The sequence below is a fragment of the Sphingomonas sp. CL5.1 genome (assembly GCF_013344685.1).
Taxonomy (GTDB): Bacteria; Pseudomonadota; Alphaproteobacteria; order Sphingomonadales; family Sphingomonadaceae; genus Sphingomonas.
In genome coordinates this window covers 3821687-3836998 of record NZ_CP050137.1, presented here as the reverse complement: position 1 = coordinate 3836998, position 15312 = coordinate 3821687, and the positions used below count along the sequence as shown (strand labels likewise).

The 15312-nt window shown below is 67.5% G+C and carries 13 protein-coding genes; 12 read left to right on the top strand and 1 reads right to left on the bottom strand.

From position 1 onward, the window contains the following. The first annotated feature begins 30 nt into the window (after positions 1–30). The 12 genes from F9288_RS18410 to F9288_RS18355 all read left to right on the top strand — a co-directional run bounded on the left by F9288_RS18410 (position 31) and on the right by F9288_RS18355 (position 13635). Complete coding sequence (locus F9288_RS18410; protein WP_174838123.1) at positions 31–1509, top strand: 2-hydroxymuconic semialdehyde dehydrogenase; 1479 nt, start codon at positions 31–33, stop codon at positions 1507–1509. A gap of 2 nt (positions 1510–1511) precedes the next feature. Beyond that, positions 1512–2291 (top strand): 2-keto-4-pentenoate hydratase, encoded by a 780-nt coding sequence (locus tag F9288_RS18405; protein ID WP_174838122.1) that lies wholly within the window; start codon positions 1512–1514, stop codon positions 2289–2291. 12 nt (positions 2292–2303) lie between these two features. Continuing rightward, positions 2304–3245, top strand: coding sequence for an acetaldehyde dehydrogenase (acetylating) (locus F9288_RS18400; RefSeq protein WP_174839176.1), 942 nt, complete (start codon positions 2304–2306; stop codon positions 3243–3245). Then, a complete protein-coding gene (gene dmpG, locus F9288_RS18395) occupies positions 3242–4276 on the top strand; it encodes a 4-hydroxy-2-oxovalerate aldolase (RefSeq protein WP_174838121.1) in 1035 nt (344 codons plus the stop codon). The genes F9288_RS18400 and dmpG overlap by 4 nt, the downstream gene beginning before the upstream one ends. Then, positions 4273–5052 carry a 2-keto-4-pentenoate hydratase gene (locus F9288_RS18390; protein ID WP_174838120.1) on the top strand — a complete coding sequence of 260 codons (780 nt, stop codon included), beginning with the start codon at positions 4273–4275 and terminating at the stop codon, positions 5050–5052. The genes dmpG and F9288_RS18390 overlap by 4 nt, the downstream gene beginning before the upstream one ends. After that, a complete protein-coding gene (locus F9288_RS18385) occupies positions 5049–5480 on the top strand; it encodes a RidA family protein (protein WP_174838119.1) in 432 nt (143 codons plus the stop codon). The genes F9288_RS18390 and F9288_RS18385 overlap by 4 nt, the downstream gene beginning before the upstream one ends. Next, positions 5477–6022 (top strand): 3-hydroxyanthranilate 3,4-dioxygenase, encoded by a 546-nt coding sequence (locus F9288_RS18380; protein WP_174838118.1) that lies wholly within the window; start codon positions 5477–5479, stop codon positions 6020–6022. The genes F9288_RS18385 and F9288_RS18380 overlap by 4 nt, the downstream gene beginning before the upstream one ends. A gap of 193 nt (positions 6023–6215) precedes the next feature. Further along, on the top strand, positions 6216–8489 hold the full coding sequence (locus F9288_RS18375; protein ID WP_174838117.1) for a TonB-dependent receptor: 2274 nt from the start codon (positions 6216–6218) through the stop codon (positions 8487–8489). A 72-nt stretch (positions 8490–8561) separates the two neighbouring features. Beyond that, complete coding sequence (locus tag F9288_RS18370) at positions 8562–9923, top strand: amidohydrolase family protein (RefSeq protein WP_217482554.1); 1362 nt, start codon at positions 8562–8564, stop codon at positions 9921–9923. After that, the gene (locus tag F9288_RS18365; protein WP_217482553.1) at positions 9920–11707 is read left to right on the top strand and encodes a hypothetical protein; all 1788 of its coding nucleotides are present in this window, start codon (positions 9920–9922) and stop codon (positions 11705–11707) included. The genes F9288_RS18370 and F9288_RS18365 overlap by 4 nt, the downstream gene beginning before the upstream one ends. 11 nt (positions 11708–11718) lie before the next feature. Then, a complete protein-coding gene (locus F9288_RS18360; protein WP_174838116.1) occupies positions 11719–12624 on the top strand; it encodes a discoidin domain-containing protein in 906 nt (301 codons plus the stop codon). Between the two features lie 12 nt (positions 12625–12636). Beyond that, positions 12637–13635, top strand: a complete 999-nt coding sequence (locus F9288_RS18355) for a bile acid:sodium symporter family protein (RefSeq protein WP_174838115.1) — start codon at positions 12637–12639, stop codon at positions 13633–13635. A gap of 3 nt (positions 13636–13638) precedes the next feature. Here F9288_RS18355 and acpA read toward each other — a convergent pair whose 3' ends face one another. After that, positions 13639–15312, bottom strand: a complete 1674-nt coding sequence (gene acpA / locus F9288_RS18350; RefSeq protein WP_174838114.1) for an acid phosphatase — start codon at positions 15310–15312, stop codon at positions 13639–13641.

Sequence of the window (15312 nt, the reverse complement as noted above, 5' to 3'; positions counted from 1 at the left end):
CCGCGCGTCCGCCCCCGATAGGCCGGCAGCATGAACAGGCATCCCTATCCCTTCGCGGGCGGCGCGCTGCGCAATTTCATCGACGGGCGGTTCGTCGAGGGGCCGACGCGTTTCCCCAATCTCGATCCCGTCACGGGCGCGAAGCTGGCGGACGTGACCGCCGCCGACCGCGCGATGGTGGATCAGGCCGTGACCGCGGCACGCGCCGCGCTGAAGGGTGACTGGGGCCGCATGGCGCAGGCCGAGCGCTGCCGCCTGCTCGTCCGCGTGGCGGAGGGGATCGAGGCGCGGTTCGACGATTTCGTCGCGGCGGAGGTGGCCGACACCGGCAAGCCGCTCGCCCATGCCCGCGCGGTCGACATCCCGCGCGGCGCGGCCAATTTCCGCAGCTTCGCCGCGCTGGCCGAGGCGCGCGCGATGCCGAGCTTCCAGACGCGCACCGCCGACGGGCGCACCGCGATCAACTACAGCATCCCGCGCCCGCTCGGCGTGGTGGCGGTGATCTCGCCGTGGAACCTGCCGCTGCTGCTGATGAGCTGGAAGGTCGCGCCCGCGCTCGCCTGCGGCAATGCGATCGTCGCCAAGCCGTCGGAGGAAACCCCCTCCACCGCGACGCTGCTGGCGGAGGTGATCGAGGCGGCGGGCATCCCGCCCGGCGTGTTCAACCTGATCCACGGCGCGGGGGCGAATGCTCCCGGCGAATGGCTGGTGTCGCACCCGGACGTGGACGCGATCACCTTCACCGGCGAATCCTCCACCGGCTCGACGATCATGCGCGCGGCGGCTGCGGGGGTGAAGCCGATCTCGTTCGAGCTGGGCGGCAAGAACCCCGCGCTGATCTTCGCCGATTGCGATTTCGAGGCGGCGCTGGCGGGGACGGTGCGCTCGGTCTTCTCCAATTGCGGGCAGGTGTGCCTGTGCACCGAGCGCGTCTATGTCGAGCGGCCGATCTTCGATCGCTTCGTCGCGGCGCTGGCGGAGAAGGCGCGCGCGCTTTCGATCGGCGATCCGTGGAGCGGCGCCGCGATCGGCCCGGTGATCTCCGCGCAGCAGCGCGACAAGGTGCTCGGCTATTACAGGCTGGCGGCGGAGGAGGGCGCGCATTTCCATGCGGGCGGCGACGCCCCCGCGATGGAGGGCGCGCTCGCGGGCGGCTATTTCGTCGCGCCGACCGTGATGACCGGCCTCCCGGAAACCGCTCGCGCGGTGCGTGAGGAGATTTTCGGCCCGGTCTGCCACGTCGCCCCGTTCGACAGCGAGGAGCAGGCGATCGGATACGCCAACGACTCCGCCTACGGGCTGGCGGCGGCGGTGTGGACGCGGGATGTGAGCCGTGCGCATCGCGTCGCGGGGCAGATCGAGGCGGGGATCGTCTGGGTCAACGACTGGTTCCTGCGCGACCTGCGCACGCCGTTCGGCGGCGTGAAACTCTCCGGCATCGGGCGCGAGGGGGGCGAACATTCGCTCAATTTCTATTCCGAGCCGACCAACATCTGCGTGAGTTTCTGACGATGGGCGATGCGATCGAAACAGTCGCGGCGATGCTGCGCGAGGCGACGGAAACGCGGACGCCGGTCGCCCCGGTGGCGCCGCTGCTGCCGGCGGGCGATCTCGACGCGGCCTATGCCGTGCAGGAGGTCAATACCCGCGCCGCGCTGGCGTCCGGGCGGCGGCTCGTGGGGCGCAAGATCGGCCTCACCTCCGCCGCCGTGCAGCGGCAATTGGGGGTGGACCAGCCCGATTACGGGATGCTGTTCGCCGACATGGGCTATGATGACCGCGCCGACATCCCCGCCGACGCGGTGCTCCAGCCGCGCATCGAGGCGGAGGTGGCGCTGGTGCTGGCCGCGGACCTGACGAGCGAGCGCAACAGCCTCGCCGACGTGATCGCCGCGACCGCCTTCGCGCTGCCCTGTCTGGAGGTGGTCGGCAGCCGGATCGCGGAGTGGAAGATCGGCATCGTCGATACGATCGCGGACAACGCCTCGTCCGGCGCGTTCGTGCTCGGCGCGACGCCGCGCCCGCTGTCGGCGCTCGATCTCAGGATGTGCGGGATGGTGCTGGAGAAGAACGGCGAGCCGGCCTCGACCGGCGTGGGGCAGGCGTGCCTCGGCAACCCGCTCAACGCCGCGCGCTGGCTCGCCGACGTGATGGCGCGCGCGGGTCGGCCGCTGCGCGCGGGCGACGTGATCCTGTCCGGCGCCCTGGGGCCGATGACGCCGGTGGCGGCGGGCGATCTGGTCGAGGCGCGAATCAACGGCCTCGGCTCGGTCGCGGCGCGCTTCGTCTAGGAGTAATGAGTGGTGTGCAAGGTGAAGGCTGCGATCATTGGATCGGGGAACATCGGGACGGACCTGATGGTGAAGATGCTTCGCGGATCGGAGCATATGGAGTTGGCGGCGGTGGTGGGGATCGACCCGGCGTCGGAAGGTCTGGCGATGGCGCGGGCGCGCGGGGTGGCGACGACGCATGAGGGGATCGAGGGGTTGAGGAAGCTCGCCTGCTATGGCGAGATCGGCATCGCGTTCGACGCGACCTCGGCTTATGCGCACAAGGCGCATGACGCGGCGCTGCGCGCGGACGGCATCCAGGTGGTGGACCTGACCCCGGCGGCGATCGGTCCGTTCACGGTGCCGCCGGTCAACATGGAGGCGCATCTCGACCAGCCGAACGTCAACATGGTGACGTGCGGCGGGCAGGCGACGATCCCGATGGTCGCGGCGGTGAGCCAGGTGGCGAAGGTGCATTACGCCGAGATCGTGGCGTCGGTGTCGTCGCGCTCGGCGGGGCCGGGGACGCGCGCCAACATCGACGAGTTCACCCGCACCACCGCGCGCGCGATCGAGGAAGTCGGCGGGGCGGCGAAGGGCAAGGCGATCATCATTCTCAACCCGGCCGAGCCGCCGATGATCATGCGCGACACGGTGTTCACGCTGTCCGAAGGCGGCGACGAGGCGGCGATCCGCGCCTCGGTCGAGGCGATGGTGGCGAAGGTGCAGGCCTATGTCCCCGGCTATCGGCTGAAGCAGGAAGTGCAGTTCGAGCGCTACGGCGACAACAACCGCCTCAGGATCCCCGGCATGGGCGAGTTCACCGGGATCAGGACCTCGATCTTCCTCGAGGTGGAAGGGGCGGGCGATTATCTGCCGAGCTATTCGGGCAACCTCGACATCATGACGGCGGCGGCCAGGGCGACCGGAGAGTTGCTCGCCCGGCGCATCCTCGAGCGGAGGGCGGCGGCATGACCTTCGACGTCGACACGCAGAAGCTCTACATCCAGGACGTGACGCTGCGCGACGGGATGCACGCGATCCGCCACATGTACGGGCTCGATCATGTCCGCGCGATCGCGAGCGCGCTCGATGCCGCCGGGGTGGACGCGATCGAGGTGGCGCATGGCGACGGCCTCTCGGGCGCGAGCTTCAACTATGGCTTCGGCGCGCATACCGACTGGGAATGGCTGGAGGCCGTCGCGGACGTGCTGACGCGTTCGGTGCTGACCACCTTGATCCTGCCGGGGGTCGGCACGGTGGAGGAACTGCGCCGCGCCTGTGACCTCGGGGTGCGCTCGGTCAGGGTGGCGACGCATTGCACCGAGGCGGACGTGTCGAGGCAGCATATCGGCATCGCGCGCGATCTCGGCATGGATGTCGCGGGCTTCCTGATGATGAGCCATATGATCGAACCCGAGGCGCTCGCGCGGCAGGCAGCCCTGATGGAGAGTTACGGCGCGCAGTGCGTCTATGTGACCGATTCAGGGGGCGCGCTCGACATGGACGGGGTGCGCGATCGGCTGCGCGCCTATGACAAGGTGCTCAGGCCGGAGACGCAGCGCGGCATCCACGCGCACCACAACCTGTCGCTCGGGGTGGCGAACTCGATCGTCGCGGCGCAGGAGGGGGCGGTGCGCATCGACGCCAGTCTTGCCGGGATGGGCGCGGGCGCTGGCAACGCGCCGCTGGAGGTGTTCGTCGCCGCCGCCGATCGCAAGGGCTGGAACCACGGCTGCGACGTGATGGCGCTGATGGACGCGGCGGAGGACCTCGTGCGGCCGTTGCAGGACCGCCCGGTGCGCGTCGATCGCGAGACGCTCGCGCTTGGATACGCGGGGGTCTACTCAAGCTTCCTGCGCCATGCCGAGAAGGCCGCCGAAACCTATGGCCTCGACACCCGCGCCATCCTCGTCGAGCTCGGACGCCGCAAGATGGTCGGCGGACAGGAAGACATGATCACCGATGTCGCGCTCGATATCGTGAAGCAGCGGGGGGAAGCATGACCGATATCGCCGCGCTGGCCGCCACGCTGGACGACGCCGCCGTGCGATCGGCCGCGATCGCCCAGCTTTCGACCGACCATCCCGCGCTCGGCGTGGCCGACGCCTATCGCATCGCGCGCGCCGCGATCGACCGGCGCATCGCGCGCGGCGAGCGGATCGTCGGCATGAAGATGGGCTTCACCAGCCGCGCCAAGATGGCGCAGATGGGGGTGGACGACCTGATCTGGGGCTGGCTGACCGATGCGATGATGCTGGCGGACGGCGGTGACGCGCCCGCCACCCGCTTCATCCACCCGCGCATCGAGCCGGAACTGGCGGTGCGGCTGAAGGCTCCGCTCGTCGGCCAGGTCACCGCGCTGGAGGCATGGGCGGCTGTGGAAGCCGTCGCGCCCGCGCTGGAGATCATCGACAGCCGCTATCGCGATTTCCGCTTCTCGCTGGCGGATGTGGTGGCGGACAATGCCTCCTCCTCCGCCTTCGTCGTGGGCGGGTGGCAGCGGCCCGATCTGGACGTCGCCAATCTCGGCATGGTGATGAGCATCGACGGCGCGCCCGTGCAATTCGGGTCGAGCGCCGCGATTCTCGGCCATCCGCAGCGCTCGCTGGTCGCCGCCGCGCGGCTGGCGGGGGAGGCCGGCTTCGCGCTGGAGGCGGGGTGGACGGTGCTGCTCGGCTCCGCCACGCCGGCCGAGGCGATCCGCGCCGGGAGCCGCGTGCGGCTGGAGACGCAGGGCATGGCGACGGTCGATATCGCGCTCGGCGGGGCGGCGGCATGAGCGGGGAAGGGCGCGTCATCCCCGGCAAGGCCAAGCCGCGCGGCCGATTCCCGCATTTCCGGCGGGCGGGGGATTTCGTCTTCGTCTCCGGCACCAGCTCGCGGCGGCCGGACAACAGCTTCGCGGGGGCGGAGGCGGACGAGATGGGCACCGTCTCGCTCGACATACGCGCGCAGACCCGCGCGGTGATCGAGAATATCCGCGATATCCTGGCGGACGCGGATGCGACGCTGGCCGATGTGGTGGAGGTGAGCGCCTATCTCGTCAGCATGAACGATTTCGGCGGCTACAACGAAATCTATGGCGAATATTTCGACGAGAGCGGCCCGGCACGCACCACGGTGGCGGTGCATCAATTGCCGCATCCGCATCTGCTGATCGAGATCAAGGCGGTCGCCTATGCGCCGCGACAGGGGGAAGCCCAATGAGCGAGGTTCTGCGTTACGGTCGTCCGTTCGACTTCAAGGGCTGGATCGAGGCGCATCGCGACCGGCTCAAGCCGCCGGTCGGCAACGCCCAGATCTGGCAGGATAGCGACTTCATCGTCACCGTGGTCGGCGGCCCCAACCAGCGCACCGACTATCACGTCGATCCGCTGGAGGAGTTCTTCTACCAGATGCAGGGCGACATGATCCTGCGGCTGTGGATCGACGGCAAGCCGGAGGACATGCCGATCCGCGAGGGCGAGATATTCCTGCTGCCGCCGAATGTGCCGCACTCGCCGCAGCGCCCGGTGCCGGGCAGCGTGGGGCTGGTAATCGAGCGCCAGCGGCCGGAGGGGATGCTCGACGCCTTCCAATGGTATTGCGACGATTGCGGGGCGGTGGTCCACCGCGTCGAGGTGCAACTGAAGAGCATCGTCGCGGACCTGCCGCCGCTGTTCGAGGCCTTCTATGCCAGCGAGGCATTGCGGACCTGCGGCCAATGTGGGGCGGTGCATCCGGGACGAGCGACGGTTCCGGCCGCCTAAGCCTTTATTCCTGCTCTGTTTCCAGCGTCGCCGGGGCAAGGCTCCGGCGGCGTTTCGCGCGTCGCCCCGATGCGCGGGGCAAGTATGACAAATTCGTTATACCAGCGATTCGATCTATTATTTGCTGATAATAGGCTGGTCTTTCAGATTCCACTCAGGCTTTGCGGGACCAATGCGGGGTCGGGGAGGGATTATGAAGGAACAGAGGACGCGATCGATGTGGCTGGTGTCCACCGCGATCATTTCGGGGCTGGGCGCGCTGGCGGCGACGCCGGCCTGGGCTGAGGATCAACCGGCCGCCGCGCAGGCGCAGGCCGACGAGGCGCCGGCCGCGAAGGACGGGCAGGTGAGCGACATCATCGTCACCGCCACCCGGCGCGAGGAAAGCGCGCAGCGCGTGCCGGTCGCGATCACCGCGCTTTCCGCCAGCGATCTCCAGGCGCGCGGGATTTCGGGCACCAACGACCTGCAATTCCAGGTGCCGGGCCTCCAGATCTATTCCACGCAGGTCGGTATCACCAACTATACGATCCGGGGCCTCGGCAACGCCAACAACCGCTCGTCGACGGCGGACGGCGCGGTCGGCGTGTTCGTCAACGAGGCCTATATCGGCCGCCCGTTCCTCGTGAACACCGATTTCATGGACATGGAGCGCGTCGAGGTGCTGCGCGGTCCGCAGGGCACCCTGTTCGGCCGTAATACGATCGGCGGCGCGATCTCCTTCTACAGCACCAAACCGGGGCCGGAGACGCGCGCCGGCGGCGAGGTGACGATCGGCAACTACAACCAGCGCGACGCCGGCGCGTTCATCTCCGGCCAGATCGCGGAGAACGTCTATGCCAAGGTGGCGGTGACGACGCGCAACCACGACGGCTATAACTACAACACCACCACGCACACGGCGGTGGACGATCAGCGGATGACGGGGGTGAGCGCCGCGCTGCGCTTCACGCCGACCAGCAACCTCGACATCACGCTCAACGTGGACACCACCATCCGGCGCGGTTTCGGCTCGTGGTGGATCGACTGGGTGCGCGGGCCGTATTCCGGCGCGCCCTACGCCAATCCGCGCTCCGGCAACGGGGCCAACGACAACGGCTTCGGCAACATCAACAACACCGGCGGCAGCCTGAATATCGGCTGGGCGACGCCGATCGGCGACTTCACCTCCGTCACCGCCTATCGCGAGGGCAAGCTCGATTCACGCTCGCCCTCGACGGGGACGATGCCGGCGCCTCCGGGGCCGCCGGCGGTCAATTCCGATCTCAGCAACATCCTGTTCACGCAGGAGGACGATTATCGCACGCGGCAATATTCGCAGGAGTTCCGGCTGGCGTCGAACAATGATTCGCCGTTCAAATGGCTGCTCGGCGCCTATTATTTCCACGAGAAATCCTATCACACCGGCATCGTGGATTTCCAGTTCAACAATTATTACGGCTACACCGGCCGCGCCCGCTACGATTCGGTCGGCACGACCGACGCCTTCGCGCTGTTCGGCAACCTCAGCTACAACATCACCGACAAGCTGAAGGTGCAGGCGGGCCTGCGCTGGAGCAACGATCACAAGGAATCGACCGAGACGGCGTCGGGCCAGAGCTATGGCGCGGGGTTCAAGATCAACGGCGTTTCCGCGCCGGGCGGCTTCACCGCCAACGGCGCGAAGACCTTCCAGGCCGCGACGCCCAGCTTCACGGTCAACTATCAGGCGACGCCGACGGTGTTCCTCTATGCCACCGTGTCGAAAGGCTTCAAGAGCGGCGGCTTCAACGATGTCTCGGACGAGAAGTTCGCGGCGGAGACCGCCTATCTGCCGGAAAAGGTGTGGAATTACGAAGCCGGCTTCAAGGCCGATCTGTTCGATCGCCACGCGCGCCTGAACGTTTCCGCCTTCCGGCTCGATTATACCAACCTGCAGGTCTCGGAAGTCGTGCCGGCCTATGCGGGCGGCCCGAACCTCGTCGTCATCGCCAACGCCGGCAAGACGCACAACCAGGGCATCGAGACGGAGTTCCAGATCTTCCCGGTCAGCAACCTCCAGTTCTACGGCAACTTCAGCTACCAGGATTCGAAGGTCGATCAGCTTTCGATGGTGGTGAGCGGCGTGCAGCTCAACCAGGCGGGGAACAAGCTGCCGCTGGTGCCCAAGACGAAGTGGATGATCGGCGGGGCCTATACCTTCCCGATGGGCGAGGCGCTCGATACCACCGTGCGCGCGGCCTATAGCAAGACCGCATCCTATTACGGCTATATCACCAACAATCCGCTGGAGCTGGTGCCGCCGCAATCGGACCTGACGGCCTCAATCCTGTTCCAGCCGCGCGACAGCCGCTGGAATGTTGAATTGTGGGGCAAGAATCTGGAAAACAAGCTGAATATCACGCAGATGTTCCAGATCTTCAATGCGTCCTATGCCAAGCTCGGGGTGCCGCGCACCTGGGGCGTGACGGTGCGCTTCAAATATTGAGCGGGTGAGAAGGCCCTTCGCCGCGACCGGCGGCGAGGGGCCTTCCGGCACAGGTTGAGGAAGGAGGGCGAAATGCCGGCAGGACGATTGCGTATGCGCTGGGCGGTTCTCGCCTCCGCCGTCCTCCTGATCGCGTTGCCGGCGGGGCAGGCGATCGCAGAGACGCCGGCTCCGGACACGATCATCCACGCCGGCCACCTGATCGACGGCGTTTCCAGGAACGTGCGGGACAAGGTGTCGATCGTCATCAGGAACGGTCGCATCCTCGCGGTCCAGCCTGGTTTCGTCGGCACGCCCGGCGCGGCCATCATCGATCTTTCGGATGCGACGGTGCTGCCGGGCCTGATCGACGCGCACGTCCATCTCACCGAAACCGGCGGCGGCGGCAATCGTATCGCCAAGAGCGTGACCATGACGCCGCTCGACATGGTGCTGCGCGCGGTTCCCGAGGCGCGGCACGAGCTGGAGGCGGGTTTCACCTCGGTACGCAACCTGATGGCCCCGGCGGGAATCGACATCGCGCTCCGGAAGGCGATCGACGACGGCGTCATTCCGGGGCCGCGCATGTGGGTTTCGGGCATGGCCCTCAGCGCCACCGGGGGACATGCCGATCCCGCCGGTGGGCTGATCCCGGAGCTGGCGCGCCCCGACATGACCGGCGCGTTCGAGCGCGAGGCGGTGATCGACGGGCCGGACAGCGCGCGCCGCGCCGTGCGCGTGCAGCACATGCGGGGCGCGAACGTCATCAAGCTGATGGCCAGCGGCGGGGTGATCAGCCTCGGCGACGATCCCAATGCGCAATTGATGGACGACGACGAGATGGCGGCGGCCGTGCATACCGCGCACGAGCTGGGCATGAAGGTGGCGGTGCACGCGCACGGCAAGCGCGCGATCGACGCGGCGATCCGGTCGGGCGTCGATTCGATCGAGCATGGCAGTTTCGCCGACGCGGAAAGCTATGCGCTGATGAAGGCGCACGGCACCTATCTGGTGCCGACCTTGCTGGCGGGCGTCGCCGGCGTGGAGTTCATGGACAGCCATCCTGGGGTGTTCGAGCCGGCCAGCGTCGCCAAGGCCAAGGCGGTCGCGCCGGTGATGGTGCATAACCTTGCCGCCGCCTATCGCGCCGGGGTGAAGATCGCGTTCGGCACCGATATGGGGCCGCACGGCCCCAATCAGGCGCGCGAGTTCCAGATCATGGTGCAACAGGCCGGCGTGGCCCCGATCGACGCCATCATGGCGGCGACGGGCAATGCCGCCGATCTGCTCGGCGCGACGGACGACATCGGCTCCGTTCGCGCCGGCCGATATGCCGATATCGTCGCGGTCCGCGGCGATCCGCTCACCGATATCGGCCTGTTGCAGCACATAGGCTTCGTGATGAAGGGCGGCGTGGTCGTGGTCGACCGGCGCCAGGGAAAGGTAGTGGAATGAGCAAGCGTCCGATCTGGTTGTGCGGCATCGCGGGGGCGCTGCTGCTCACCTCGCAGGCGGGTTTCGGCCAGTCTGATCCGAATCCGCCGAAGCCGGCGGAACCGGCCGGTGCCGCCAGCGCCACGCCCGGCGCGCCGGGGCCGGAGATCCGGGACCCGTGGCTCGCCGAATGGCTGCGCCTCACCCCCGATCGCAGGCCCAGGCCGCTGGTCGCCGGCCGCGATTATGGGATGGACGAGAAGACGGGCCAGTTCATCTGGCCCAAGGCGACCCCCGAGGTGCATGAGGGCCAGCCCTTCCCCGGCGAGCTGAAGACGTGGGACCAGAAGAGCTACGCCAAGAATGTCGACGTGCTCGGCTTCTATCCCGGCGTGGATTCGCCGTTCCATGCCTGGGCGAACATCGCCGACTTCGGCGGCAAGCGTTATCTCTACATCCACGATCGCGACTATCTGCGCATCCTCGACGTGACCGATCCGCGTCACGGCAAGATCGTCTATTCCAGAGGCGCGGTGTGGGGGCCGAAGGGCGGCAGCGAGAAGTTCGACGCCAACAACGTCCATGACTATCTCGGCGGCGCGACGATCGTGTGGAGCGCGAAGCTCGGCAAGCCGATCATCGTCGCCTCGTTCGAGATCGGCCGCTATGGCCTGATGACCGAGAAGATGGAGCAGCCCGACAAGGTCGCGGCGCAGCGCCATTACAACTCGCTCAAGGGTTTCAGGGTGTTCGCGATGGACGGGCCGCTGCCGAGCCAGTGGCGGCTGATCGCGACGCGCACCACCGACTACAAGCATCCCGACGCGCCGATCGGCCAGCAGCAAGGCTCCGGCTCGCTCGACTCGCCGGAATATTATGGCGGGAAGTATATGATCCTGTCGTCCGCGCCGGACGATTCCTATGCGCTGACCGAATATCCCAACTATCTCTATTCGCCCGGCTATCAGGTGTGGGACATGTCCGATCCCGCCGACCCGAAATTCGTGTCGCAGATCGCGGTGCCCGGCCAGATCATGGGCAACAAGGAGCATGAGAACGCCTATCTGATGAATCCGCGCGCGGGCAACCGCACCTCGTGGATGGGCTCGCGGATGCCGATCTTCCTGCCGAAGCCGCTGGAGGACGGCGGCAAGATCGGGTTCGGCGCGATGGGTGGGCTGGGGCTGTGGTCGTTCGACCTCAGCGATCCGGCCAATCCGCGCATTCTCGGCAGCGTCAACACGCCGCCGGCCTTCGCGGGCACGGAGTTCGATAACGCCGACGTCAGCCAGTATGAGCGCACCGGCTATGTGCTGACCAGCGGCTATCCGATGAACCGCGACTGCTACGAGCCGTACAAGGACGTCTTCGTGGTCGACGCGCGCGATCCGGCGCATCTGAAGGTGGCGGGCAAGCTGCCCCAGCCGCAGGTGCCGCCCGGCGCGCCCTTCACCCACTTCTGCCAGCGCGGCGGCAATTTCGGGCCGAAGCGCTCCAACTCCATCGGCCAGCCGGGGACGTGGCGGCAGGGGATCATCCCTTATTCCTTCTACAACGCCGGCGTGCAATTGTTCGACGTCAGCAACCCGGCCGATCCGAAGATCGCGGGCTATTACGTCCCGCGCCTCGCCAACGCGAGCGAGCTGCCGGAATATACGCTCGGCAAGGGCGTGCTGGCGATCTTCACCGAATATGACCGCAACATCATCTGGGCCTTCACCGAGAACGGCGCCTATGCATTGTCCTCGCCCTTGCTCGGCGCGCCCGTGTTGAAGGCCCCGGCAAAGGCGTGGCCGCCACGCTGAAAGGAATCCACATGCGTGCATTGATTATCGCGGCGGCGGCGCTTGCCGTCGCTGGTTGTTCCACGCGGCAGGCGGAGCAATCGCCGGAAGCGCCGAAGGCCGAGCCGGCGAACATCCTCCACATCAGCCACGGCGGAATCGCCTATCCCGACGGGGACGAGCTGAAGCGGCACTGGTCGAACTATACGATCAACCTGATCGACGGCAGCCAGGCTTATGGCTGGACCTCGGAGGACAAGGCGGCGCTGCCGCACGATCTGTTCTTCGAGCTGGCCGGGAACGGGAAGATCACCGGCTTCGCGCTCGATTCGACCTTCGCGCCGGTCCGGCGGGAGGACGGCAGCGCCTCGAACAGCCCGTCGGGATCGCCGGTGCGTCATTTCACCTTGTGGGGGTCCACCGCGTCGCGCGCCGGCCCGTGGACGAAGCTCTATCAGGGCGAGGCGAAAGCCGACCAGCGCACCGCCTTCACGCTCGATCGCCCGGTGGAGGCGCGGTGGCTGAAGCTCACCGTCAACGATAGCTGGGCCGGCGGCGCGCCGGTGCGCCTGTCCGAATTCGAGGTGATGGGCGAGCTGGCGGCGAAGGACGGCGGGGCGGTGCCCGATGTCACCGGTTATTATATGCACGAATATGGCCCGATCGTGCTGCGGCAGGACGGCCATCTGATCCACGGCTGCTACAATAACGGCGACGGACAGCTCGAAGGGATGATCCTCGGCCGGGTGATGCGGCTGGCGTGGTACATGCCGAAGGAAAAGAGCATCGGGATGGCGACGCTGGTGGCGGACGGGAACCAGCTCTACGGCTTCTGGTATCGCGATCAGGATCGCATGGGCAGCCCGTGGAACGCCGTGAAGGTGCCGGCTTCCGACAAGTCGGATCGCGGGCCTTGCGGTTCGCTGCTTCCTCGTTAAGCGGGCGCGGACATGAAGATCGACGGTTTCCTGCTGGCGATGCTCTGCGCGGTGGTGCTGGCGTTCGTCGCGCCGCACCTGGGGACGCCGGACGGGCCGCTCCACATGGGGCTGGTGACCACCCTGGGGATCGCGCTCGTCTTCTTCCTGCACGGCGCGAACCTGTCGCCCGAGGCGCTGAAGGCGGGCGCGACGAACTGGCGCATCCATGTCGCGGTGCAGGCGACCACCTTCATCGTGTTCCCGTTGATCGGCTTCGCGATCTTCTTCGGCCTGCGCCCGGTGCTGAGCGAGGAGGTGCGGCTCGGCGTGTTCTTCCTGTGCGCGCTGTCCTCGACCATCTCCTCGTCGGTGGCGATGACCAGCCTCGCGCGCGGCAACGTCCCGGCGGCGGTGTTCGACGCGTCGCTTTCCGGGGTCGTCGGCATGGTCATCACGCCGATGCTGATCGCGATGGTGCGGGCGGTGAGCGGCCAGCCGTTCCCGATCCTGCCGGCGATCGCCGACGTGGCGATGACGCTGCTGCTGCCCTTCGCCGCCGGGCAGCTCGCGCGGCCGCTAATCGCGCGCTGGCTGGCGGCGCGCAAGCCGATCATCAACAAGCTCGATCGCGGGGTTATCATCCTGATCGTCTATTCGGCCTTCTGCGAATCCACCGCTTCCGGCCTGTGGTGGAACTATTCGCCGTGGGTGATCGCGGAGATCGCGGTGATCGCCGGCGCGCTGCTGGCGCTGATCCTGTGGCTGACGACGATGCTGTCGCGCGTCTGGGGCTTCTCGCTGCCGGACGAGGTGACGACGGTGTTCTGCGGATCGAAGAAGAGCCTCGCCAACGGCGCGCCGATCGCCAAGATCCTGTTCGCGGGCGATCCGGCGATGGGGATGATCATGCTGCCGATCATCCTCTATCACCAGTTGCAGCTCATCGTCTGCTCGATGCTGGCGCGGCGCTATGCCGCGCGGGCGGAGGTTGCCGCGACGGCGGCGGCGGAGACCGTCGCGGTCTCCTGACCGTTATCCCAGCCGCAGCGCCTGCGTGAGATCGCCCGGCGGCGGCCCGCCGGCCGCAACCATCGCGTGCTCGCGCTCGATCAGGCCGGGCAGCTTCTCCAGCCCCCAGCGGCGCGTGATGAAACGCGCGATCGAGCCGGTGTCGTAGATCGTGTGATCGACCTCGCCGCGCCGCGCGTGGGGCGAGATCACGATCGCCGGGATGCGCGTTCCCGGCCCCCAACGGTCCCCCTTCGGCGGGGCGACATGATCCCACCAGCCGCCGTTCTCGTCGAAGGTGACGACGACCAGCATCTTCTCCCATTGCGGGCTTTTCCTGAGCGCGTCGATCACGCCAGCGATATGTCGGTCGCCGGCATCCACGTCGGAATAGCCGGCGTGCATGTTGAGGTTGCCCTGCGGCTTGTAGAAGGTGACGGGTGGCAGCTTGCCCGCCGCCGCGTCGGCGAGGAACTTGTTGGTCCGCGCCGTCTCGCCCATGCCGCCATCGCGCAGATGGCGTTCGCGTGCGGCGGTGCCGGGGGCGAATTGCGTGAAATAGTTGAACGGCTGGTGATGCGGCTGGAAATTCGGCCGCGTCGGGAAGGAGCCGTCGGTGCCGTGCCCCGCCAGCGCCGCCGCCCAGCCGCCGCCGTACCACGCCCAGTCCACGCCCTTCGCGCTCAGCATGTCGCCGATCGTCTTGTGGCTTTGCGGCACGAGCGTATGCGCGCTGTTCCAGTTGGCGTAGCCGGGCCGCGCCGGATCGAGATCATAGGTCGGCGCATAGGGCGGCATCAGTGTGTTGACCGCCCAGAAATCCGGCGTGATCGAATTGGGCACGAACTGCACCGGCCCGTCCATCGCGCTCTTGGGCGAATTGTCCTTCTGCCTGAGGCGGATGCTTTTGGGATCGCCGTCCTCGGTGATCGCGATGCGACCCTTCGCCGGGCTTTTGTCCGCATCGGGATAGAAGGGTGGGCGCGCCGCGATCAGATACTGGTGGTTGAGATAGGAGCCGCCGAACGCGCCCATGAAGAAATTGTCGCACAGCGTGAACTCCCGCGCGACCTGCCACAGCCGCAGGTTGGCGGAATTGTCGCCGTAATGGCCCATCACCAGCGCGCCGCTGTCGCCCCAGGCGACGAAGCCGTCGTTCTTCCCGCCGTTGATCTGCAACTGGTTGTTGTAGAAGGCGTGGATCAGATCGCGCGTCACCACGCCGTGCGGCAGCGGATCGCCCTCCGGCGTCGAGAGCGCGAAGGGCGCGTTGGGCAGCGGCGGCAGGTCGTCCGGCCCGATCTGATATTCGCGATGCTCGACCACCTGCTTGTTCGGGACGAGGCCCTCCCAGATTTTCGGTAGCCTCTCCAGCACCCGCCCGTCGCGGTCGCGCTGGCGCGTGCGTTCGGCCGGCACGCTGGAGAGCGGGTTCCGGAGGCCGGGGAAATCGGCGAACAGATTGTTGAAGCTGCGATTCTCCGCATAGATCACCACGACCGTGTCGATATGCGCGCGCAGCGCCACGTCGCCGGGCGAGGACGGCGCGGGGCGCCGGGCCGGCTTCGCGGCCGACGCCTCCGCCGGCAACCCCACCGCCGCCGCGCCGATCGCGGTGGCGATCCCTTCGAGCAGCAGGCGGCGCTCCGGGTTCTCGGGGCGGCCGGGGGCGGGCGGCTTGGATGCGTTGTCGGTCAT